The sequence below is a fragment of the Marinobacter sp. genome (genome assembly GCF_052091845.1).
Classification (GTDB): domain Bacteria; phylum Pseudomonadota; class Gammaproteobacteria; order Pseudomonadales; family Oleiphilaceae; genus Marinobacter.
The window spans coordinates 1-22,804 of the sequence record NZ_JBQDCO010000048.1 but is presented as its reverse complement, the minus strand read 5'-3'; the positions used below and the strand labels follow the sequence as shown (position 1 = coordinate 22,804).

Below are 22,804 nucleotides of genomic sequence, written 5' to 3'. Positions count from 1 at the left end.
GTTTGTCTTTTTTGAGTTCCTGATACGTAGACCATCGGATGTTGTTGGTGGCATCGCCGATATGAAATACCGTATAGAGCAGCAAGTTGAGCTGACCACTGCGGGCGCCGATGATCAAGTCAGTATCGCTGATGGTGCTGGTAAAGGACTGTTTTACCTCTGTGCGCAGATATTGGATGCCAAGCAGAAGGGTAACGCTCAGGGTGAGGGTGAGGCACACCAGAGCCAGTACCTTACGCCGGTGCCAGAGACTGGCGGTTGCCAATGATAACGCCAGACGAGTCTTCATGCTGGTACCTGCCCGAGTTCAATCTGCTGGTGAAAGTGTTGGGCCAGAGATCGGTCATGGCTAACAAACAGTACAGATGTGTGGCGCTCTTCAGCCATGGTCAGCAGAAGGTTGATGAAGCGGTCGCGGTTGTCACTGTCCAGCGCGGATGTGGGTTCGTCTGCCAGAATAATCTCCGGAGCCCCGATCAGCGCCCGTGCCGCGGCAATGCGTTGCTGCTGGCCAATACTGAGCTGTGTGACTTTACGCTGCCAGTGGCTTTCAGGAATGGCCAAGGAGGACAACAGCCGTTGCGCGGTCAATGTCGGACTTTCCCCAGCCGCGGATTTTCGCCGTGATGAGAGTCTGCAGGGCAGGGTCACATTGGCCTCGGCTGTGAGGTAGGGCACCAGATTGAATTGCTGGAATACCACGCCGATGTGATCAGCCCGGAAACGGTCGCGCTCACCTGCGCCTGACTTGTGGATGTTGGTGCCCAACAATTTGATCGCGCCACTGGCCGGCAAAAGCATGCCCGCCAGCAGGCTCAGAAGCGTACTTTTCCCGGTGCCGCTTGGACCGTGCAGGAAAAGGTGCTCGCCCCGCAGCAGACTCAAGTCAGGGAACGTGAGCGTCGGTTGGAGTCTGTCCCAGCAGAAGGTGAGATTTGTGGTTTCGAGTGCAGCAGGCCCATCTTTAGAGATATGCATGCTGGATGCTGACTGGCTGTTCATGTTTATCGTTAACGGCTCCGTGTATTATGTCCCAATCTTATCCGCAGCCGCTTAACTGGCCGCAGGTTTTCCGGAGAATTTTGCAATGTTTCATTCTTTACATTGCCCCGTGAGGGCGCTAGTACCGGCTTTTCTCATATTTTTGCTGAGTGTTTCTGTACCCGCACACTCAGAGTTGCAGTCTGGGCTGCGCGAAATCGACTGGCTGGAGCTGATGCCTGCCGCGGACCTGGCGCTGCTGGAAAACATGCCAGAGCTGGAGCACGACGGCGATGGCCCAACTCTATTGCCGGACGAAATCATGACGGGTCGGGTTGTTCCTGAGATGGGCAACATTGAAGGCCGGATCCCCGGTTTTGTGGTGCCCCTCAAAACAACCAAGGACATGCGCATTCTGGAATTTTTCCTGGTGCCCTATTATGGTGCCTGTATCCACGTGCCCCCGCCACCGCCCAACCAGATTATCCACATCAAGTATAAACAGGGGTTTACGCTTGAGGCTTTGTACGATCCCGTCTGGGTTGAAGGCACCCTGGTGATTGACCGCACGGAAACGGTGGTTGGCACGTCCTCATACTCCATGGTTGCCGAAACGGTTGAGCCCTATGAGGAGTAGCCTCAGCGCCCGAGCCTGAATGAGTGCTCCCTATGCTCCAAGCGGCTTGCGGCCTGTCCATCCGGGCCGGCCCAAGCGATGTCGAGTTGTTCCACTCCGGGAAAGCGGGTGGTGACGGGCGTTGTCAAAACCGCCGACTTAGTTAGCCCGGGGCAAGTCAGGACCTGAGTGACCTCAATATCGGCATGCTGCTCCTCGTCAGCGTGAGCGTGCCCATCATCCTCATGATGGCCATGAGATTGAAGATGAACCATAGCCTCTAGTACTGTGCAGGTTGATTCGGGGGTGTTGATCAGAGGAGTCTCTCCCAGCCAATTGGTGACGCTGTCTGAAGTCTGTTGCTGTTCCGGCGTACGCGGGCGATGCTCGAACCCAAGTAGGTTACCGGCGGGTGACATGAACAATAAATCAACCTGATTGTCGTTGAAAGCAAGTTGCAGATTGGCATGCCCGTGCTGGTGTGAATCGGGATTGTCGTTGGCCATAATGGGCGCGCTGACACTGAGGAGTACCGAGGCAATGGATAATACTACTCGTTTTTTGGAGAGCATCTCTCTGTCCTGTTGCGATTATTGGTATGTTATAACATATTATTATTCTGACCGGTGAAACTCAACTGGGTATCCACCTCCTGTGGCAAGATAAAAATTTGGTAACCAAAATAAGACATTTTCCTTTACTAATAAATTTCCATACGAATAAAAATAGTAACTTTTCAACAAAACCAAACACGACAGCAGCACCCGAGAAACTGCCAGCTATCGCTTAATCGAATTAAGTAGTCAATTGAACAATGATGGCGCTTCCCCGACAAATAGTTCTGACCGACTGGCTGCGTGTTTCATAATAGCCAGTTGCGCCCTGAGCTTTTTATTGAAGCGAGCTCTATCAACCTTGGCGATGGCAGCGGCCGTTGGAATATTGGCCGTCAGAGGATCAACGGGTTGACCCTTTATGTGAAACTCGAAGTGGAGGTGAGCGCCAGTGCTGCGTCCGGTATTACCAGACAATGCGATTTGCTGACCTCGCTGTACCTGTGCTCCTTTTCTTACCAACATTTTATGAAGATGAAGGTAGCGTGTTGTGTAGGTGCCTCCATGATCGATATCGATGTACTTACCTGCATAGGGATGGTGGCCAATACGCCGAACAATGCCGTCGCCGGTGCTGAGGATTGGAGTACCTATCGGAGTGGCGAGGTCTACACCGTTATGCGGATTCCGACGTCCAGTGATCGGGTGTAACCGGTTTCGATTGAAGGTTGAGCTCACGCGAAAGGGCTTTTTGGTAGGCCAGCGCAGGAAAGCCGGCGTCATGCTCTCGCCGTTCTCATCGTAGTAGTTGCCGTCATCGAACCGAAATGCGTAGTGTGTTCTGGAGCTTCGCACCAGAAATATGGCTTCAATTCGGGTGTTGCCGGTAGTTTGCTTACCTGTCATCTCATGGCCAAGGATCACGGTGAAGTGATCACCGACTCGCAGGGCTTTTCGAAAGTCTAGCTGGCTTCCCAGTAACTGATCGATCAAAAGAATCTGTGCACGGGTCAGTCCCGAACGAAGAGCCGATTTGTAGAAGCTACCATTGATCGTGCCCCGGAGAACCTCAGACACCCAAAAGATATCGGATTCTAATTTCTGGTGTTCAAACGATCCATCCTGTTGTCGGGTATAAACAACTCTTCGCGCCGGATCGAGGTACATGGTCAGCCTGAAGAATCGATCCTCGTTATCAAAGGTCAGGCCAAGCCGAGTTCCAGGGATCAGGGTCTCCAGTGACAGGTATTCCGTATCTGCTGCCAAAATCGCCTGAACATCGCCCACTGGCGCCTTGTGGGCGCGAAAGATGCGAGTCAGTGTGTCTCCAGGCTGCACTCGCCACTCCACGGTATTATCAGCAGAACGGCTAGATGCCTGACTGTTCTCTACGGCAGGCAACTCACCGCTTTGGCGCTTCCCTGAAGGCTGGTATTCCTCACTTTCATTGTGGAATCCTGACGCCTCTGTCAGGGCGGATGACGCTTTAAAAGATGCCAAGTTTGCTACCAGGAGGATGACGCCGCATACAGCAAGCGAGAGTTTGTAAAACGGAGTAAGGGTGCGGTATACGCTTATTTCCGGAGTATTCATGTCGCTCGACTACCCAGTCGCCGAGTTACTGTATTGAGCGCGTTTAAAACGACAAACAGGAAGGCAGCGACGCACACGATCGTCGGGCCAGTCGGCGAGTCGAAGTGGTAGGAGAAGGTCAGTCCTGCCACGCTCGCACCGGCGCCAATGATGGCAGCCATCAGCGCCATGGCTTCCGGCGTCCGACTGAATCGGCGTGCGGTTGCCGCCGGAATAATCAGCATGGCGGCAATCAGAAGAACACCAACCACTTTAATCGCAACTGCGACAACAATGGCAAGCGCGATGGTCAGCACCAGCTGTTCCCGGCGTGGCGAAACGCCACTGGCCAGCGCAAGATCCGGGTCCAGAGTCGCTAACAACAGTGCAGACCAACGATAGCCAACCATTATGAGAACCAGTAACGCACCTCCCCAAATAATCGCCAGGTCTGCCTTGCCCACGGCCAGAATATCGCCGAAAAGGTAGGCCATCAGATCGATGCGAACGCCCGACAAAAACGAGACGGCGACCAGTCCCACGGCCAATGCCGAGTGGGCCATAACGCCAAGTAGTGTATCCATAGCGTAGCCGCGCCCGCTCAGAGTCGATACCGTCACCGCCATCAGCAGCGAGATGAGCAGCACGCCTGCAAAGATTGGCGTTGAGAGAGTCAATGACAATGCGACACCAAGCATGGCCGCATGAGCGGTAGCGTCGCCAAAATAGGCCATGCGCCGCCAGACAATGAAGCAGCCCAGAGGCGCTGCCGCCAGGGACACGCCAACGCCTGCCAGCGCAGCCCTGAACAGAAAGTCATCCAACATCACACCGCCTCCCGCATGGAGCCAGCGCTGTGGTTATGGCCTCGATGATTATACAGAGCCCGTGTATCCTCATCGTCTTCAAACCCGAATAGTGCGCGGTATTGAGCGGAGTTGCTGACAGCCTCTGGCTCACCCTCACAACAGATGTGGCCATTCAGACAGATCACCCGCTCAGACTGGCGCATAATCACCTGCAGATCATGGCTGACCATGATAACGGCACAATTCAATGCCCGCCTGATTCTGTCAATTTGCCGATAGAAGTCAGCCGTACCCCGACAATCCAGCCCCTGGGTAGGTTCATCCAGAAGCAGTAGGTTGGGTTTATCCAGAAGTGCTCTTGCCAGCAACACTCTTTGTCGCTGGCCGCCCGAGAGCGAAATCAGCTGTTGATCCAGCAGATCTGGCACGCCTGCACTGGCCATAGTTGACTGTATTCCGGTCGATGATGCCTTGTGCGGCAATTGAAGAAATCGCTTCACCGTCATGGGAAGAGTCTCGTCGACATGCAATCGCTGGGGGACATAGCCGATCGATAATCCGGGGGCCCTGACTATCTCGCCCTCAGAGGGTTTTAGGGCGCCGATAAAAGTCCTCAGTAAGGTCGACTTTCCAGACCCATTAGGACCAATGATGGTAACAATGTCGCCACAATCTATTTGGAAATCGATGTTCTTCAGTATCAGTGCATTACCAATCCGAACTGACAGGTTGCGCGCTTGAATTAGCATTGAAGAGTCCCTTATGAGCCGCGTTCAATCGGTGTGTGGCTGGCCGTTTTGTCGCTCTGGCAAACACCGGGTTCTAAACAGTATAGTTATGTTATAACATACCATTTTAAACATTCCTCAAACCAGCTGCAATAAGCCCGACATTTTCCAGGAGAATCTTGATGATACGCCCTACATTTTTAGCTGGCCTGACTCTTTGCCTCATACCCGCCTTTGCCTGGGCCGCCTCCCCGAGAGTTGCGGTTGATATCGCACCCCTGCATTCCATCGTTACTCAGGTGATGGATGGCGTTGGTCATCCGGACTTGCTGATTCGGCCGGAGTCGTCCCCGCATCGCTATTCGCTAAGGCCTTCTGAAGCCGAAGCCCTTGCTGAGGCAGATGTTGTTTTTTGGATAAGCGACGAGCTGACGCCTTGGCTGGAGAACTCTCTGAATAACCTCGCAGGCTCCGCTAGCACGGTCGAAATGCTCAAACTGTCGGCGACGATGCGACACGAATACAGAGAGAGCGCCACCTTCGAAGCTCACGAGCACGCTGACGAGGGTGAACATGACGAGCATCACGATGATCATAAAGAGCACCATGATGACCATGACGAGCAACATCATGGGGAATATGACCCCCATGCTTGGCTGGACCCGATGAACGCGAAGGTATGGGCAAGCGAGATTGCACATGTACTTTCCAGGGCAGATCCATCCAATGCAGAGGTCTACCGACAGAACGCCCAGACTCTTGGGGGGTCTCTGGATGAATTGGCAGGCTCACTTAACGAGCGTGCAAAACGCCTCAACGGTATCCGATTTATCGTTTTTCATGATGCCTATCAATACTTTGAGCGCCGTTTTGGCCTGCCCGCAGCCGGCGCGATTGCGCTTTCTAACGCCGCTGACCCGGGTCCCGCGCGGATTCGGGAGATTCAGACGTTGGTATCGGAACTGGGAGTGACCTGTGCCTTCACTGAGCCGCAATACAATCCCGGCCTGCTTGATACCGTCTTCGAAGGATCACAGGTGACGACGGTTGGTGTTATGGATCCGTTGGGTGCTGATATAGAGGTCGGCAATGGCCATTACGCAGAGCTGCTCACAAGGCTCATGGCCAGCCTTGAACAATGCAGCCCACAATCTTGAAGGAGCCAGCCATGAGCTTGCCGGATCATTGCGGGCGGTGAATCCCATGATCAGTCTGACACCGAACCAGCGACGGGTTTCGAATTGCTACAGCAGGCGGAAGCGCCTCTGGGGGCCTATGCCATTCTAAAGAAAACAGGCTTTCGGGGCGCGACCGTCGTACGTGACGAAGCTTTGGTCAGCGCCCCGCAAGGCCAGGCTATTCACTTTCTGGGAACACCAGATACCAAGACCGCCTCTGTTTGAATCAATAGGGCCATTGAGAGTAATGCCACCATGAACGAAACGTCTGATAAATCTCAGCTGACGGAGCCGAATGCCATCCGCTTTGCAACTAGAAAATCCATCGAACAGGTAGAAGAACGGACTGAACTGGCCCCCAAATTCGATGTTGATGGCCTGATCGCCTGTGTCACCACCGATGCTGACCGTGGCGAAGTGCTGATGCTGGGCTACATGACTGCTGAGGCACTGGAGAAAACCATTGTCACGGGCGAGGCCTATTACTGGAGCCGCAGCCGTGAGGTAATCTGGCACAAGGGCGCAACCAGTGGATTGGTTCAGCGGGTTGTCGAGATGCGAATCGACGATGACCAGGACGCGGTGTGGCTGCGGGTGAAAGTAGCCGGTGCCAGTTGCCATGTTGGTTACCGCTCATGCTTTTACCGACAGGTGCCCGTGGGGGCTGGCAGGTCTAATGAGGACGCCCTGGCGTTTGTTGAACACGATAAACAGTTCGACCCCGATAACGTTTATGGCGATGTGCCCAATCCGACCAAACTTTGAGAGATGAGGCGGACAGAATCCTCTTTGACCGCGGTCTGCCTCTCCGGTCGTTTCATCTTTTTCCAGGTCTTGATTTCGGTTCGTGTACGCTCGCAACCGCGGCAAACGTCGCCGGTCAGTTGGCATACAGAATTACAGGGATTCTTTATCGGCTTTGCCATAGTCAGTGCCTGGTTTGCCTTATCTGCGCCAATCGCGCCAACCAATCCCCGCCCTGGGCTTTCCGACAAGCTTCCTCACTATCGAACTGAAGGCATGCCGCAACAAGCTCGGAATCAATGCCCGTCTCCTCAAGCGCGCCCTTGGTCAATGCCCGCATGCGCTCGTCGCCACCATTGGCCAGCGCCTGGTCAAGGTTCGCCTGAGTGTCGAAGATCCAGGTAACACGCAGTCCTGCTGGGAATTCATGGTTGCCGTTGTCGTGGGTGAGCCAGCTAAAGCCCGGCATTTCCGCCTTGACGGTTTCGCAGGCCTCAGTAAGGGTCGCAATAAGCTGTCGTTCCATCTGATTTTGTCTACGCTTGCTCTTAACCATGGTTCGTTTCCTTTTTCAGGCCAGAGCAGCGCGAAGCTGCTGGTCCAGTTCAATCGGATCCAACGCCCGGCTGATCATTTCAAATCGGGATTCGTCGCCCGGCTCTGCTTCTAGCAGCGTCAGGGCGCCCTCGCTGGCATTAAACATCCACCAACCCCCGGTCGTTCGAACCACGCCTTTGAAACGCTCGAATCTTGAATCACTGGCCAGACTTTGCAACGCCAGCGGGTTGAACATCAGATCTTTGTGAACCCGCCAGCCAAGACTGGTAAAGCCGTCGCCCTGGTTGACGTAATATTGCCAGGGCTCATCGGCCAGTGAGGGTTTAGGCGCCAGGGCTTTCCCGTGATGATGGTGGTGATTTTCCGGGAAATGCGACAGCAGGCCCAGAGAATCGCCGGCGAGCCACGCCAGGGGGAGCTGGCCACCGCTGATCTGTCCGATGCGCTGTTTTTCGGGTTGCCAGCCTCCTGCCCAGATATGGAAATATGCCAGCTGATCCACTGTGCAGAGGTCAGCTTTGCTGGCCACCAGAATATCCGCCACGGCGACCTGATCATGAAACTGGCGACTGGCAAGAACCCGTTGGTTTTCCAGTCGGCGAGGATCGACCAGGCAAACGGATGCCGACAGACGCACGACGTCTCTGTAAAACTCGCCGGTCAGGGTTTCAATCACCTGCGCCGGATGGCCCAATCCAGTTGGCTCGATAAACAATCGGTCCGGGCGGGAGAATCTTATCAGACTGTTCAGGCCTATCTGCATGGGCAGCCCTGAAATACAGCACATACAGCCACCGGGAACCTCCTTGACCGCTACACCCTGATCCGACAGAAAGGCACCATCGATACCCACCTCTCCAAATTCATTGACCAACACCGCCCAGCGCTCTCCTTCCGGTTTCTGTTTCAGAAGGTTAAGAATCGCCGTGGTCTTGCCGGCGCCAAGGAAGCCTAACACCAGGTGTGTGGGAATCAGCGTCGAATGGTCTGCCATGGGAAAATGCTGCTCCTTAATCGGTTGATTGAATTCCATGCGTCGTGTTGTAGCTATTCCCAGGCCGGAAAAGGATCGTTCAGCGTTTGCCACAGCGATTTGCCCGCTTGCACCTGCTCTTCATCCAGCAAGCAATCATCCAGTTGGCGGGTTATGCTGGTTTGGTCGAGATTCTGGCCAATAAACACCAGTTCCTGCCGCATATCTCCGAATGGCTCCACCCAGCTCTCCATAATCGCCTTGCGATACTCCGGATCCTCCGGCCAGTTGCTCTCAGGCACTGCTTTCCAGAACATGCCCGCGAATCCGTACCGTGCAATGCCCCCAGCCTGATTCCAATTGCCGGCAAACTCCGGGCGGGTGGCGAGCCAGAAATAGCCCTTGGAGCGGATGAGCTTGCCACCGGAAACCGGTTGATGCAGGAATTCGTAGAACTTCTCCGGATGGAAGGGGCGGCGGGCGCGATAGACAAAACTGGAAATCCCGTACTCCTCGGTTTCCGGAATGTGTTCGCCCCGCATTTCTTTCAGCCAGCCCGGTGCCTGCTGGGCACGCTCAAAATTGAATCGACCGGTATCCAGCACACTATTCAGCGGCACTGCACCTTGCTCGATGGAAAGGATTTCTGCCTCTGTGTTAAGGCTGCGTAGCACTCCTTTGAGCCTATGAAGGTCGCTTTCTGAGGCCAGATCGGTTTTGCTGATCAACAGGATGTCACTGAACTCAACCTGATCCACCAGAAGATCCGCGACGCTGCGCTCGTCTTCTTCGCCAAGACTTTCCCCGGCTTCCTGTAACGAGCGCGCTTCGTCATAGTCCTTCAGGAAGTTCACAGCATCTACAACGGTTACCATGGTATCGAGGCGGGCGATATCGGACAGACTGACCCCATCCTCATCTGCGAAGGTAAACGTTTCCGCCACCGGCAGAGGTTCCGAAATCCCCGTGGACTCGATCACCAGGCAATCAAAACGACCTTCCTTAGCCAGTTTGCGGACCTCAATCAGCAGGTCTTCTCGCAGGGTGCAGCAGATACAGCCATTGCTCATCTCGACCAGCCTTTCTTCTGACCGGTTCAGCGTTACTTCCTGTTGGATCTGAGCCGCATCGATATTGACTTCACTCATATCGTTGACGATCACAGCAACCCGTTTGCCATCCCGGTTGTTCAGGATGTGGTTCAGTACCGTGGTTTTGCCGGCGCCCAGAAATCCGGACAGTACGGTCACTGGAAGGCGGGTGTCCCGATGATTCATACAAAGTATCCCTGTTGTGTTAGGTGTTCAGCATCTGAACGCCGTCCTAAATAGATATGTTATAACCTGATATTTTTGAACCGAGGCTGATTTTTGGGCTCCTCGGTATAACGCTTACCACTTGCCTATTCTTTAATCAGTATCTAGGTTATTAAAAAAAACGTGGTACAACTGACCTGAAACTATAGGCCACAGCAATGCTGTCAAAAGAGTGGCCATAACAATAGCAGGGCCTACAGGCACATCCCGCATCACCGAATAGACGATCGCCGCGAGGTGTCCGGTGATCGCGCAAACAGAAGCCACTATCGGCTTTTTACCTTGAAGCGACCCTACAATTAGCGGTGTGATAATGAGCGTCGCAAACACCACATAGATGCCGGCCAACGACACAGAATATGTCACTGCAATCGCAAAAACAGGTATGAAAGCCGTTCCGGAAAGCCATCCTGGTACCCAGTGACCAAGAAGCCAGATGAACAATGCCACAATGGCTGTCGCGATTATCAGCTCGCGATTCGCCCATAACAAATCGCCCGAAGCGGCACGCTGCAAGGCCTGGGCGCCATGGGGATCGCCGCTGACCAGCAGTATGGCCAAGCTCGCGCCCAACACGTAGAGGATGCCTATCCAGGCCTCTTTTGCCTCGCCGAACCTCCGAAAGATCAGGTGCACGACACCCGCAGCGAGCAGCGCAAACATCAAGCTGCTGAAAGGCGCGCCCGCCAAATTTTGGTTCGGAAGGAAATAGAGCCCTGCCAGGGTACCCAGTGACGCCCATTGCGCGATCGCAAGATCCGCAAAGATCACACCTCGGGCAATCACCTGATACCCCAATGGCACCAGAAGAAAACAGAGCAGAACACTGCCTAATGCAGGCAGAAGCATCCACTCATAAGCGGCCACCGGAAGCCTCCCGCATGGTTGCCTCGAGCGTGTTCACAATCGTTGAAATCAGCCCGGCCAGCGTTTCTGTTCCCTGCGTGTCAGTCACCGTTCCCGGCAACACAAGAACCGGCTTTTGAATCTGGCTCGCCAACCAATTGGCAGGCTTGGGGTCTTGATGACTGGCGATCAGGATCGCATCCGCACTCTCCAGACCAGGCTCTGCCAGCAACTGACTCAGGTGACCTGCGCTTGGCGGCAGTCCCGGCTTGGGCTCCAGTTCGAACGTTGCTTCCACACCAAGCCAGTTCAACAGATAACTGAAGGTCGCGTGCTGGATGACAATAGAGCGTCCCTGCAACACCTCCGCTTTCTGCCGCCATTCCGCACGATGTTGGCTCCAACGTACTCGCCATTTTATGTGCCGCGCAAAGATATCTGCTGAGGCTTCTGGCCTTAACTGTCCGAGGCGTTTCGCGAGGGCTTTTGCGATTTTGGGCAACTGATCCGGAGATAGATGCACATGGGGATTTCCTTCAGGATGCACATCGCCCATGCTGCGATCTACGTGATCGTGCGGGGCATCCAGACGAGCATGCTCCGCCGCAAAGAACAGGCCAGGCCGCCCAGGCTGGACCGCTGGGTTTGAAGCCCGCTGCAGAAGCGTTGGTAACCATCCCGCCTCAAGCGATGCCCCGGTGCAGACAGCGATGTCGGCACGACGCATCGCTGCGATCAAGCTGGGCCTGGCCTCGATGTAGTGAGGGTCCTGCAAATAGCTGGTTGCCGTTGTAAAACGTGCGTCCGGCATGAACTCTCGTACCAGGGCTGCCCACTCTGGCTCACACGCAAAGACCTGAAAGTCTGCGCGGACTGACAGAGAAGCCAGCGCGAGCAGAGTAGTAATAACGAACCGTTTAGCGAAATTCATATCAATACCCATGTGCGCCGTGGGCACCGAGCGACATCACGTACTGCACCATGACGGTGTTGTCAGCGTTGCTAAAGCCGGTATCCGACTGATGGGTGTACTGCAGCCTGAGTGTAGAAAAATGTGACCGCGACCAAGCCAGCATTACATCCGTTTCCTGCAGGCTCTGGCTGTGAAAATGATCGCCATGGGGCTGGCGAAGATCCACCTCGCCATAGCGGACACCGGCCGACCACTGTGGTGCAAACTGATAAACGCCGGAAATATACCAGCCCTCATGGTAATCATCGGAGGTCGCATATTCGTTCAGATCATCGGCGTAGAGGTATTCCCCACTGAGCGTAATCTGTTGTTCCCTTGTGTTGCCATTTGGCGACCACTTCCAGACTGCATCAGCAACGTAGAGATTCTCGCCGGTGTAGGAAGCGCCATGGCTGTGGTCATGACCCCCTTCATGCCCGTGGTCATGGTCATGTTCCTCTTCGCTCTCACCGGCACTGACATTACGGTTGTTCAGGTAAGAGAACCCCAGCTGCCAGCTTTGGGATACCGACAAGTCCCCACCAACACGCGTATTTAACGTGTAAACACCAATGCTTTCCTCACCTTCCGACAGCTGATCTCCTTTGAACGCCTCGGCACCCACCTGCCAGAAAAACGGCGTTGGCAGAATGGCGTTCAAACGCAGCCCTGTGTCGTAATAGTGACTTCCCAGAAGCGCTCGGTAAACGGCGGGGCGCTCTACAAAGTCGTCTTCATGCATATGCCGGCCATTAAGATACCCCACCTGGGAAAGGAAGCGACCACCCCGGACACCCAGCCCGGCAGGCAAGCCATTGGTCTGCAAATACGCTTCCTCAATCAGTATTTCACCTTCGCCGTCATGCTCTTCAAAAACGGTCGTCAATCGTCCCGAGAACATATCGTCTATCGGTGAAGACAGCGTGAGTTCCGTATGCCCCAGCCCAAATCCTTCCTCACGATGAGACAGCGCGGTATCGTTCTGTTTGTAATAGCCATCAAGCGTGACACTCACGTCGGGGTTCAGCTCATTTGCGACAACCCCCGCAGTTGAAAACAAGGCCAGAGGAATCATGGCGAAAGGTAAAACGCGGTTAAACATAAAAGCTCCAGCTTTAATATGGCAACACAAAGCGGTATTCACCGCCTTGTCTTGCGAGGTCCAGAATTGATTAGTGCGAATGCTCGTCGTGAGCATGATCGTGGCTGTCCCCAGCCAGTCCCAACCAGACAATCGCTGACGCGCGGAAACCAAGATCAATGGTCCGAACAATCTCTCCTGCGTTGGTGTCAACCTCGATAACGGCCTGACTGCCCGGGTCCAGCACGAACAAACGATCCTGAACAGCTGAGAGGGTGACGGCCGGAGTATTGCCCTCTCCCGGCACATCCATCACTTGAACCGTGTCCTGCAATGTCCAGTCATTTGACGGGTTAAACAGCCGTAGGCCACCGTCGTCTCCCAGTGCATAGAACACCTCACCGTGAGTAGAGAAGCCTTGAGCAAGCCGCCCCACGCCCTCACCAAGAGCAAGCTCACGGTAGATATGTGATTTCGATTCCGGATCGATCACGAACATCTGATCGCCTACGAGGCCAATCAATTCCTCAACGTCATGGTTACCCAGCAGGGTTCCGATGCGCGCACCCTCGGCAAGACTTTCGGGGTAAGCCAGTTTGGCCGCCGGATAGCCCGCCTCATGCAGGTTGATGACCAGCACGCCGTCACTGCAGCCAAACCCGAGACTGTGTGCATTCGCTGCGGCACCGTGGAGGCGGGGGCAGGCCTCACTGTAGCGCTCCTCAAATTCGAAGCGTCCATCATCCAGGTGATAGCGTTCAACTGCGGCCGGCAGTGTGGTGCCAGTGCTGGCACTGTCCCGGTAGGTCACGAACAGTTGGTCGCCAATCAGTTTGGCGACCCCATGCATGTTGTTCTCCAGGTCCAAGCTGGCGACGATGCTGTTACTGCCGAGGGTTTCATCAGAAAAGACGGTAACCTTTGAACTGGCCGCATCACCACCGTCAAAGAAAACGACACCGTGAGACTCACCGCCCTTATAGTGGGCGGGTTTGTGATCATTCAAGGTCAGCGACAGCATGCTCGGGGTCTCGGCATAGTCATGCATGTGATCACCGTGATCCTCGGTATAGAGTCCGCTATCAATAAAAGAGACCAGATCGCCTCCTTTTTGGATCGCAACGATGTAACGGTTTCCGGGCGAGGCATACAGCCGGGGAGGCTCACCGCTCATCGCCATGGACGACAACACCTCATCGCTATCAAGATCCACTATCTTTAGCGCCGACGCGTCCGTGTCGAACAGCGCCAGCCGGCCAGCGGTATCGACCTTCGTGTGCTGATGAGGCTCTTCCGAATTGTTGCCACCGCAAGCTGCCAAAAGCGCAAACGAGGCCAACAGTACCGAAGTCGCCAACGGCCTTACGGCGAAGGGAAAAAGTTTACTTTCGTACTCCATAAGAATCTCCTCTTTAACGTTATAACGTTTCATTTAATGCTCAAGAAAGCCAGTCAAGGCCTACCAGAAGGCGTGGACAAGCCTCTGGCGCTGGCGAGCGATGGACTAGGCCCCGACCCTCATTGCCGATCCACCCCTCGCCCTTGAGCAGCGATACAGCGCCCGTCGGCAGCACTTGTACGTCGGATTCACTGACCTCTTGATCAGGCAACGGACCTCCGCCGACAGCCCGTCGCACGCAACGCTCTGGCAACCACTCGGTACCACGCCCGTGATAGGTAACCAGCAACCGTGCCGGAACCCGGTCAGTATGGAAACGCGGACACATCGTCTCCGGTAGCACATGCAGTCGAAGGCCAACGGCAGCGGGTTCAAACAGGCAGCAGAACATTTCGACCACCTCGTTCACGTCGGCTAGCCAACCTTGGGCACCTGGGAGGTCCAGAGCCCACTTTGGGAGGATTTGTTCCGTGCTCTCATCGGCCTCAAGGCCGAAAAACCGCTCAAAGGAACCCGCTTTCTCCGAAAACCGCTGTGCAAAAGCGCTGCACTCATCATCCAGCGAGCGCTTCCAGACAACCAAATTGACTTTGTTACGGAAAATCTCTGTAAGGCATTCAGGCTTGGCGCCATGAACAGCGGTGGTCAAGAAAGGCGGGCTCTCCTGTGACATATCAGATGCTCCAGAAAGGGAAGGCTGAAAAGGCGGCATTTCTTAATCGGTGAGAATGTTATGTTATAACATAACTTAAGTAAACAAGAAGAAAGACTGATTCTCGCCTTCCGGTTACCGTGTTTAGGTTTTTTTGACGTCAGAAAAACAAAAGCGTCAAACCACGCCCTCAACGATCGGTAGTGAACATATTCGCCCAGCGTTCGAATTCAGTGGCGTAGACTGCTTGCCCTTGTTGAAGGCAGAAACCGGGCGGTGGTAACCCATCACTCGTATCCATACTTCACAGCGCTGGCGTTGATGTTCATTGGGTTGTTTCTGGTTTTCCATAATGCTCTCCTTAACCTTCTCTTCTCGGGGAAATCCGGCGGGTGGTTCTGTTTGCAACAACCTACCGGCTGTATCGGAGCGATGCTCCAAAATTCAGGCCGTCGCTGCAGCCGCGGCTTGCAGTGGCTGGTCAGCTATCAGTAATTCATCACACTTCGGACAAAACTCGTGCTCGCCATTCAGGTATCCATGCACGGGGCAAACGGAGAACGTGGGCGTTACCGTGATATAGGGCAGCCGATAATTCTCCAACACCCGCCGAACAAACCGTGCACAGGTTTTTGCATCACTGATGCGCTCACGCATATACAGGTGCAATACCGTGCCGCCGGTGTAACGGGTTTGCAGCTCATCTTGTAGGTCTAGCGCCTCGAAAGGATCGTCTGTAAAGCCCACCGGTAACTGGCTGGAGTTGGTGTAATAAGGCGCCTCACAGGTGCCCGCCTGCAAAATATCTGGAAAACGTTTCTGATCTTCCTTGGCAAAACGGTAAGTGGTGCCTTCTGCAGGCGTTGCCTCAAGGTTGTAGAGATTTCCGGTCTCTTCCTGGAATGCCTTCATGCGTCCACGAACGTGATCTAACAAATCCAGTGCAAACGCTCTGCCCCATTCAGACGCTATGTCTTCCTGATCGTCGGAATAATTCCGGATCATTTTATTCAGACCATTCACCCCAATGGTTGAGAAATGGTTTCGCAGAGTGCCCAGATAACGTTTGCTATAGGGCAACAAGCCTTCAGCCATATGCTGTTCAATCACATAGTGCTTGGTTCCCAGGCTGTCTCGGGCCAGTTCCATTAGCTCATCCACCCGCTCATACAAAGCCTGCTTATTCCCTTTATAGAGATAACCCCGCCTTATCTGGAGCTCCAGATAAGGTGCACGCTCGCCGCAAGTTCGTGGAAGCGTCCCGGGCTGCACCTACCAAAGGCAAACCCTCGAAAGCCGACGTGGCCTTGAGCCACATCCGAAAGCTGTATGCGGTTGAAAAAGCCGCCCGGGACCTGAGCGATGCCGAGCGTTATCGCATTCGTCAGGAAAAGAGCCTGCCGCTGCTGAACGCCTTCAAGGCCTGGCTGGAGAAAAATGCGTCAAAGGTGATGAAGGGCATGCTCACCCGCAAGGCGATGGACTATACCCTGAACCAGTGGGATACCCTGACAGGCTATTGCGAACGCGGTGACTTACAGATCAGCAACGTGCTGGCCGAAAACGCCATCCGGCCCTTCGCCGTGGGTCGCAAGGCGTGGCTGTTCGCCGATACCTCGCAAGGCGCGAATGCCAGCGCCACCTGCTATTCTCTGATCGAAACAGCGAAGGCGAATAGTCTGGAGCCTTCGGCCTACATCCACCATGTGCTGAAACACATTGCTGACGCAGACACGCTGGAAAAGCTGGAAACACTGTTGCCCTGGAATGCTGAGCTGCTGGCCTCAAAAAAAGTCGCTCAATACGATTAGGGCAAGTGGGTCGATTTAGTGGCGCTTACAGAGAAGCCGGCCGAGGCGTTTCAGCAATAGGAACCTCCACTTTCAGCGCAGTCCCGGTTACAACAAGCGGAGTGAGTACTTCGGTGTCGCTGCCGGAAGTTTGCGCCATGGCCAAAGGCACAAGGCCCAGCCACGCTAAAGGCGCGGCGTGGCATATGGCTTTCCGGAGAGGGCGAAGTTGACATGCGCTAGGAGGCATAGTGTGACCTTGAACAGAGTGTGAGCATTTTGAGGCGAAAAGCATCTAAATATTAATCTAAATGATAATGATAATGATAATGGCAAACATTACATTTTAAAAGTTATTATCGAGTATATGTATAAAATGGCAAACCCTCGATAAAGAGTGTTCTGAGGGTCATGCCATCGCCGCAAGTACCCTATCAGCCCAATGCTGCAGTGAACTAGGCTCTAAAAGTCCTTTGTTTTCTGAAGACGTTCTGGGATGCGGGATGCGCTTGTGGTGGTCAGGAAATATCAACTTTAAGTAAGGGGTCGGCCAGTTCAATGATTTTCTTAGTAAATGTTGCTCTAAGATGGTTATCTCAGCCTGCCAATCGAAATGCAGAGTAGGTTGCTTCAAAAGCAACGTCGACAGCCGGTTTTTATTATCCGATGTATCAACCTCCAAGAGAGCATAATTCTGACCGCGTTTAGCCAGCAGGTGAAACGATATGCATCGCGGATTACCATCTTCCAGCAAGTGTTTCGAGTAACCTGCAAGCGCTGGCAACTTTCTGATGCTCCCAGACACTTGTCGACACCCCTTTGTTCTGAGTAGCTCAACCATGGCGGAAAACGCTTCAAATTTACGAGCGTACAGATGCAAGTCATCACTTTGGTCGTCAACAGCATCAAACCCGGCAGCCGGTAAATGACCCTGAATTGTCGGTTCGTCTGTACTGACATCTGTTTGGTCGTCACCTATCTCGCTCTCTGTTTCCTCGCTTTGTTCCGCCCCAGAACGACGGCGGCCACTGTAGGCTTTGCGAGTCGTCATCACTGGCCGGGAGAATGAAAGTTTGACCGGTGGAACATCAATAATGTATTCCTCCGAGTCCAGTGACGGCAGCTCTTCGTCATCAATCAGTGGCTGGTTTACAGGCGCTGATGCATCCTGAGCACCCGTGCCCTTACTTGCCTGTTGTTCTGCAAATCTGGGATCAAAGAACTCAACCGTTGTAGAACTCTGAACAGTCAAATTCTCAACACTGTCGATCTCATAAACAAAGAACGTCCGCGACTCCTTTTGAAATTGCCCCCGCATCGTGAGCTCCACGTTCTCCAATGCCGAAGGATCAAATCGAAACGTCCAACGTCTATGGCCATTTGACTCAACACCCTCTCTCAGTTGGTGTTGAGCGATGCTGCTGAATGAACTTCGAGTTTCTTCATCTAACAGAATCCAAGCCAACACTCTGCGCTGTTCGTGATCCCCACGCGCTTTCAAAGGGAGCGTACTGGTTGGCAGGATATGAATTTCTGTTATGTCAGGCTCATCGCCCGGCTGGATATCGAACTCTTCGCTCATTCCATTGGGAAGCATCGCGAGGCGGGTCATGTAGGCGCTATGAAAAAAGAGCACACGGGCCAGCTCTATTTGGGGCAAGAAAAACTCGATACCTTCGGATTCAAAACTGAAACACCACTGATTCCGATCTTCCTGTTCACTGACGTTCTTGATCGGACATTCACGTATTCTGCGATGCGACCACATAGTTGCATCGTCTACGTGAATCGACACCGGATACCCGGCTGGTTTGAAATGCTCCGTCGCATTCAAAACCCGTCGCCTGGCCAGCACCGTCAGCTGTGAAATAGCGAAATTCTTTTTATGCTGGCCTGGGTCCAGACTGATATTAATACGCCAGTCTGAGCCACCCACACGTCGATACATTAAACCGATTTCTTTAATCCGGCTGTTATCCTTGATTCTCTTGATACGCAGTGGGGCTTTTTTCGAGGCCATTCAGGTAGTCCCGTGCTTCATTGGTAAGTCGCATTTCACTGAGCCCGGCACGACGCAACAATCGCCAACGTGGCGGGTGCTCAAAGCTCTGTTGGAGTTCGTAACACGCGTTCCGTAATCGCCGCACCTGGTATTGAGCAACACTCTCAGAATACCGCAACAGAAGCCGCCTGGTTCGCGGCAACAGGTGGAGTTTCTTTTCCAGGGTAGAGCTCTTCCCCAACCGTTTCAGGAGATAGGTTCGTGACTGTCGGGGCCCAGACGTACTTGCTCGTATAAACCGGAGTATTTCTCGCAATTTTACCAAGTAATGCCGATCTCGCTGTCCCCAGTCGACTCGCGGCTTTCTGTTTACTGTTCTTACTCGCCATTGATCACGATTTACCTGTTTCAGCCAGAGTCGTTCAGATCGGTACAGTCTTGCATAGAGCGCCGGCTTGGCAGCCCTCGCTGCTTTCGGTGGCCACTCCTCCAGTGCTTTCATCCACTCCTGCTGATCTTCTGTTAAATCAAGTGTGGCTTCAACATTTGCTCTTGCAGGTATTGCCACCGCTGATTGCACAGGTAAATTCCGTACACGATCAATAACATCACCAATACGCCAGCACTCCGGCAACAGCGCTTCGTGAACAATGATGTGCTGGAGGTAACTGAAAGATTTCCTGTGTTTTCGGAATATGGTCTGCAGCCACAAATTGCCTGCTTGACCTTCTATTCCCAATCCATACCGCCGCAGAAATTTTGCAGACCATTTGACTGACACGGCCTCAAGGATAGCGGTGTGGTCAATTTGGGAATGCCCACGGATAAAGCCATGCTGTCGAGCCAGCCATTGGTAATGAACTGACCACTGCGCAAAGCTCGGAGAAGCAGCCGGCCTTTGCAGCAGTAGCTGTCGAACTTGATCCAGAACCCTCACCGATTCGACACAAACCGACTTTTGGGGGAACAACGGGCATGCGTCAGGCGACGCTGCATGATAGCGGTGACGGTCTACCAGAGGTCGGCTAAAAGCGGTATTCAGCAACGCTCCATGCCTTTCACAGCATTCCACCCCAGCTACTTGCCATTCACGTTGCCAGAAATATTCGCCAACAGAGTGTTTTTGCTCTTTGAGACACCCTGGGCAGTATCGAATGTGGTCCGGCGCCTTCACAATTGAAGCTGCCACGCCCATCGCGAGGTGGACTGCACCCTGAGATTCGCCAGATATCCATTTCAGACAACGTTTGCGGCGCTCTTCGGGGATGAACGGGGCATACAAGGGGAACAGGGTGTGCCGGTACGCTATGGTTTCCAGGTCATAGCCCTGTGCCTGTGGCAGCCAGCGCACAACCTTTTCCAGCTGATTGGGTAAATCCAGCGTTGCTATAACCTTGCGGTTGCCATAGATCTCATCCAGCAACTGCTTGGGGCTGAGAATCCCCTGCCGAATGCCTGCCCTGGCTAATGTGCTGTATAGCAATTCTTCGGGGTAGGGATTCGGAAAATTAAGCATACGGATTTATCGCCTACTCACCCGAGGCGAGCCACCGATCGGTGTTAAACACCAAGCCGGATTGCTGAACAGCCTCCAGCATCTGCTCCTCGTTGGCGGCCTGAGAGTGCATGAATCGAAAGTCATCTGAATCGAGAGTGTGCCAGTCTTTTACCTTGATCGATTTGGGTTTTTGCTGCTTTTTCGCCGGTGGCGATTGCTCTGAGGACTGATACCAGCTCAGGATGATGGGCATCAGATCTTTTATTTGTAATTCAGGGTGTTGCTCAAACGCTCTTTCAATCAGGGGTGCCAATAAATCCGACTCGTAGCCCATATCAACCAGCATATTGTGCAGCCTGATTGCCTGGTCGTTGCCGCCGTAGCGAACTGATTTTCGAATCTGGTCCTTACTGGATTCCAGCAAGTTGCTCAGTTCCAATATCTTCTTATCAATATCAGGAATCGTGAGATCAGAATAGCGGGCAATTTTGCTGGAGTCGCCGGATCGTAACGCCTCCATCATTGGATGAATTGGTTTCAGCTCGTCTTGATAGACCGCTTTCAGAATGTTGGCCGTAATCCGCTCCGTACCCGTCACCACCGCACGAATTTGTGAAAGTACAAACAACTTGATCACAACATCCATGATGCCCTGAGAAAGATCAAACCACAGATCTCTTAGCTCGTCGGCGACCTCCTCACTGGCCTTGGTCAGCCACTGGTATTTCCAGAGTTTGTTCGTGAACGCGCCCCATTCGGTACGCAGTACATTTTCGCCAAGTGCAGGCTTTTCCATAGGCTCCCACAATATAGAGCCAAACCCGGCGCCACGGCGTGCAGAGCGCAGATCCATTTCAAATATTGGTCTGGCTTTTGGCGTGCCGACCATCACAACCGGGATAGAGATTTCATTCACCAGGGTCACGAAAAAATTTAACATTTTTTCAGCACCACCTGATGCCCGAATACTCAAATGTTGAATCTCATCAATCACCAGCAACCCGATTGCATGGGTGTTTGCCAAATGCGACATCACGGCAATCAGTGTTTCTACGCCATGGCGCTTTTCAGCGTAGCGCTTGACGTAATTTGTGGCTAAAACCGAATCAATTTCCCGGAAAAAATTGTGACACAGGCTCTTGAGAGAGCCATCGTGCGGGCAGTCAATTTTCAAAAATACGATTTGTGTGAAGTTGTGCTCTGGGTGGTGTATCAACTGCGGGTAGGTTGCCAAAATGCGATTAAGTGAACTGGTCTTTCCAGAACCAGAACACCCGATAAAAGCTAGGCTTTTCGCTGTCGATTCAACATGGTCAAACCGGAATGCTGACAAATTTCCCTGCATGATGCGCTCGTACCCATTCTGGATATGGGTCGAGAGGTCTCCGGTGGCCAGATTTCTTCCCACGTAACCCTGACGCAGCATGATCGAGATCTTGGATTCCAGTTCTACGTGTCGCGCTAACGGCTGAAAGAAACCATCCAGAAGATGAGAGATAATATGTATTCTGGTCTCGTCATCGAGATAGATGTCAGCCGGTCGGAGCTTTATGGTTCCGCCAAGTCCGTCTCTAAGCTGCTTGCGCTCAAGGATGGGTGGCAACGCCTCGATGAACGGATTTCCCTCGTAGCTCGGAACGCCCGTCTCCCGGTATACCGCACTCACCATGCCTGAGGGTAGGGTCATTCGTCGTCTCCAAACAGCTCGTCGATAAAGTCAGGGAAAGCGCCGTCATCCGGCTTGCCATGTAGGTAGGTTACCTCAGACTTTGGTTTGGTCTTGTCAGGCTGCCGTGCTTTTGTTTGTTCGGTCCTCTGGGAATCCCGCTCTTGCTTTCGACTGTCGCGTATACCCCTGACTGTCTCTGCTTTGGATTGTTTAAAGACCGTGGGACGTGAACGTTCAGCGTCCTTGATTGTTTGGCTTATCAGATTTTCGAGGTTTCGCTTGCTTGTGGTTTCAACAACCTTTGCTGCGCTGGCAGCTTGCCGCTGCTGTTCCTGACTGGCCCACAACTCCCACATCGACTTGCCTCGATACTGGCGTGAACGATCTGTCAGGGAGCACACCCAGTATTCAGAGCTGCCTTCTTCTGGGAAAAGATAGATATTGTCAGCGACTGCTGGATCATAGGCCGCATACAAGTTGGTTACCCTGCGTTCTCCGTTGCGATGCAGCCAACCGGCTGCCAATAACTCCTTGGATGTGTAGTAAGCACCAAAACAGCTCACGCCCAGATCGGACAAAAATGCCTTTTGTCGCGGCAACAGTGCGATTCGAAGAGCCTCTTCAGAAGCAGTCCTCAATCGGCCGGTCCGGTTTTGTATTCCCCAGTTCCAGATGTTGAGCGGGGTTAGTGCCATATCATTGGGCATATCCGCATCACGATCATACTTCGGCAGCACTGCGTACTGATTCCGGTGCAGAATGGAGGCCAACATGATGCGGGTAAAGTCATCCAGGGTCAGCGTTGCATCCAAACGATAGTCTTTACCGCCACGTTTTCGGACTCTGGTACCGGTAACTACACCCGGTGCAAACGGTTTAAATTCGG

At 53.4% G+C, this 22,804-nt stretch carries 23 protein-coding genes and 3 pseudogenes; 5 read left to right on the top strand and 21 right to left on the bottom strand.

Annotated features, from left to right (window positions below; translation table 11 throughout):
* Positions 1-289, bottom strand: a pseudogene (locus ACTHYN_RS13785) (ABC transporter permease); the annotation flags it as partial.
* Positions 286-978: an ATP-binding cassette domain-containing protein gene (locus ACTHYN_RS13780; protein WP_441813006.1), complete on the bottom strand. Its 693-nt coding sequence runs from the start codon at positions 976-978 to the stop codon at positions 286-288. The gene ACTHYN_RS13780 and the pseudogene ACTHYN_RS13785, both read right to left, overlap by 4 nt.
* Positions 979-1,087: 109 nt before the next feature.
* On the opposite strand from ACTHYN_RS13780, the gene ACTHYN_RS13775 reads away from it, so the two are divergent.
* Positions 1,088-1,618: a DUF3299 domain-containing protein gene (locus ACTHYN_RS13775; RefSeq protein ID WP_441813005.1), complete on the top strand. Its 531-nt coding sequence runs from the start codon at positions 1,088-1,090 to the stop codon at positions 1,616-1,618.
* A 2-nt stretch (positions 1,619-1,620) separates the two neighbouring features.
* Here ACTHYN_RS13775 and ACTHYN_RS13770 read toward each other — a convergent pair whose 3' ends face one another.
* From ACTHYN_RS13770 to ACTHYN_RS13755, 4 genes are all read right to left on the bottom strand, one after another.
* Positions 1,621-2,169 (bottom strand): ZrgA family zinc uptake protein, encoded by a 549-nt coding sequence (locus tag ACTHYN_RS13770; RefSeq protein ID WP_441813004.1) that lies wholly within the window; start codon positions 2,167-2,169, stop codon positions 1,621-1,623.
* 231 nt (positions 2,170-2,400) lie between these two features.
* A complete protein-coding gene (locus ACTHYN_RS13765; RefSeq protein ID WP_441813003.1) occupies positions 2,401-3,651 on the bottom strand; it encodes a peptidoglycan DD-metalloendopeptidase family protein in 1,251 nt (416 codons plus the stop codon).
* 89 nt (positions 3,652-3,740) lie between these two features.
* Complete coding sequence (locus ACTHYN_RS13760) at positions 3,741-4,550, bottom strand: metal ABC transporter permease (protein ID WP_441813008.1); 810 nt, start codon at positions 4,548-4,550, stop codon at positions 3,741-3,743.
* The gene (locus ACTHYN_RS13755) at positions 4,550-5,281 is read right to left on the bottom strand and encodes an ATP-binding cassette domain-containing protein (RefSeq protein WP_441813002.1); all 732 of its coding nucleotides are present in this window, start codon (positions 5,279-5,281) and stop codon (positions 4,550-4,552) included. The genes ACTHYN_RS13760 and ACTHYN_RS13755 overlap by 1 nt, the downstream gene beginning before the upstream one ends.
* Before the next feature lie 161 nt (positions 5,282-5,442).
* Between ACTHYN_RS13755 and ACTHYN_RS13750 the strand changes: the two genes are divergently transcribed.
* The 3 genes from ACTHYN_RS13750 to hisI all read left to right on the top strand — a co-directional run bounded on the left by ACTHYN_RS13750 (position 5,443) and on the right by hisI (position 7,203).
* Complete coding sequence (locus ACTHYN_RS13750; RefSeq protein ID WP_441813001.1) at positions 5,443-6,417, top strand: zinc ABC transporter substrate-binding protein; 975 nt, start codon at positions 5,443-5,445, stop codon at positions 6,415-6,417.
* A gap of 84 nt (positions 6,418-6,501) precedes the next feature.
* Positions 6,502-6,663, top strand: coding sequence for a hypothetical protein (locus ACTHYN_RS13745; RefSeq protein ID WP_441813000.1), 162 nt, complete (start codon positions 6,502-6,504; stop codon positions 6,661-6,663).
* 30 nt (positions 6,664-6,693) lie between these two features.
* Entirely contained in the window at positions 6,694-7,203 is a 510-nt protein-coding gene (hisI, locus tag ACTHYN_RS13740; RefSeq protein ID WP_441812999.1) for a phosphoribosyl-AMP cyclohydrolase, read from the top strand.
* On the opposite strand, the gene ACTHYN_RS13735 is transcribed toward hisI, so the two are convergent.
* The 11 genes and pseudogenes from ACTHYN_RS13735 to nrdD form a co-directional block, all read right to left on the bottom strand.
* Positions 7,170-7,364: a DUF1289 domain-containing protein gene (locus ACTHYN_RS13735; protein WP_441812998.1), complete on the bottom strand. Its 195-nt coding sequence runs from the start codon at positions 7,362-7,364 to the stop codon at positions 7,170-7,172. The two genes, hisI and ACTHYN_RS13735, sit on opposite strands and share 34 nt — an antisense overlap.
* 2 nt (positions 7,365-7,366) lie before the next feature.
* Entirely contained in the window at positions 7,367-7,738 is a 372-nt protein-coding gene (locus ACTHYN_RS13730; RefSeq protein WP_441812997.1) for a hypothetical protein, read from the bottom strand.
* Between the two features lie 15 nt (positions 7,739-7,753).
* The gene (locus ACTHYN_RS13725) at positions 7,754-8,734 is read right to left on the bottom strand and encodes a CobW family GTP-binding protein (protein ID WP_441812996.1); all 981 of its coding nucleotides are present in this window, start codon (positions 8,732-8,734) and stop codon (positions 7,754-7,756) included.
* A 53-nt stretch (positions 8,735-8,787) separates the two neighbouring features.
* Complete coding sequence (zigA, locus tag ACTHYN_RS13720) at positions 8,788-9,990, bottom strand: zinc metallochaperone GTPase ZigA (protein ID WP_441812995.1); 1,203 nt, start codon at positions 9,988-9,990, stop codon at positions 8,788-8,790.
* A gap of 132 nt (positions 9,991-10,122) precedes the next feature.
* Positions 10,123-10,878, bottom strand: coding sequence for a metal ABC transporter permease (locus ACTHYN_RS13715; RefSeq protein ID WP_441813007.1), 756 nt, complete (start codon positions 10,876-10,878; stop codon positions 10,123-10,125).
* A 4-nt stretch (positions 10,879-10,882) separates the two neighbouring features.
* A complete protein-coding gene (locus ACTHYN_RS13710) occupies positions 10,883-11,806 on the bottom strand; it encodes a metal ABC transporter solute-binding protein, Zn/Mn family (RefSeq protein WP_441812994.1) in 924 nt (307 codons plus the stop codon).
* Between the two features lies 1 nt (position 11,807).
* Positions 11,808-12,929 carry a hypothetical protein gene (locus ACTHYN_RS13705; RefSeq protein ID WP_441812993.1) on the bottom strand — a complete coding sequence of 374 codons (1,122 nt, stop codon included), beginning with the start codon at positions 12,927-12,929 and terminating at the stop codon, positions 11,808-11,810.
* Between the two features lie 70 nt (positions 12,930-12,999).
* The gene (locus tag ACTHYN_RS13700) at positions 13,000-14,340 is read right to left on the bottom strand and encodes a hypothetical protein (RefSeq protein WP_441812992.1); all 1,341 of its coding nucleotides are present in this window, start codon (positions 14,338-14,340) and stop codon (positions 13,000-13,002) included.
* Positions 14,341-14,347: 7 nt separating this feature from the next.
* Entirely contained in the window at positions 14,348-14,980 is a 633-nt protein-coding gene (locus ACTHYN_RS13695) for a DUF1826 domain-containing protein (RefSeq protein WP_441812991.1), read from the bottom strand.
* Positions 14,981-15,136: 156 nt separating this feature from the next.
* Entirely contained in the window at positions 15,137-15,310 is a 174-nt protein-coding gene (locus ACTHYN_RS13690) for a hypothetical protein (RefSeq protein ID WP_441812990.1), read from the bottom strand.
* Between the two features lie 93 nt (positions 15,311-15,403).
* Positions 15,404-16,168, bottom strand: a pseudogene (nrdD, locus tag ACTHYN_RS13685) (anaerobic ribonucleoside-triphosphate reductase); the annotation flags it as partial.
* A gap of 20 nt (positions 16,169-16,188) precedes the next feature.
* Between nrdD and ACTHYN_RS13680 the strand changes: the two are divergent.
* A complete protein-coding gene (locus ACTHYN_RS13680; RefSeq protein ID WP_441812989.1) occupies positions 16,189-16,770 on the top strand; it encodes an IS66 family transposase in 582 nt (193 codons plus the stop codon).
* A 388-nt stretch (positions 16,771-17,158) separates the two neighbouring features.
* Here ACTHYN_RS13680 and ACTHYN_RS13675 read toward each other — a convergent pair whose 3' ends face one another.
* From ACTHYN_RS13675 to ACTHYN_RS13660, 4 genes and pseudogenes are all read right to left on the bottom strand, one after another.
* Complete coding sequence (locus ACTHYN_RS13675) at positions 17,159-18,769, bottom strand: Tn7-like element transposition protein TnsE (protein WP_441812988.1); 1,611 nt, start codon at positions 18,767-18,769, stop codon at positions 17,159-17,161.
* Entirely contained in the window at positions 18,723-20,267 is a 1,545-nt protein-coding gene (locus ACTHYN_RS13670; protein WP_441812987.1) for a TnsD family Tn7-like transposition protein, read from the bottom strand. The genes ACTHYN_RS13675 and ACTHYN_RS13670 overlap by 47 nt, the downstream gene beginning before the upstream one ends.
* 13 nt (positions 20,268-20,280) lie before the next feature.
* On the bottom strand, positions 20,281-21,936 hold the full coding sequence (locus tag ACTHYN_RS13665; RefSeq protein WP_441812986.1) for an AAA family ATPase: 1,656 nt from the start codon (positions 21,934-21,936) through the stop codon (positions 20,281-20,283).
* A pseudogene (locus ACTHYN_RS13660) lies at positions 21,933-22,804 on the bottom strand (transposase); the annotation flags it as partial. The gene ACTHYN_RS13665 and the pseudogene ACTHYN_RS13660, both read right to left, overlap by 4 nt.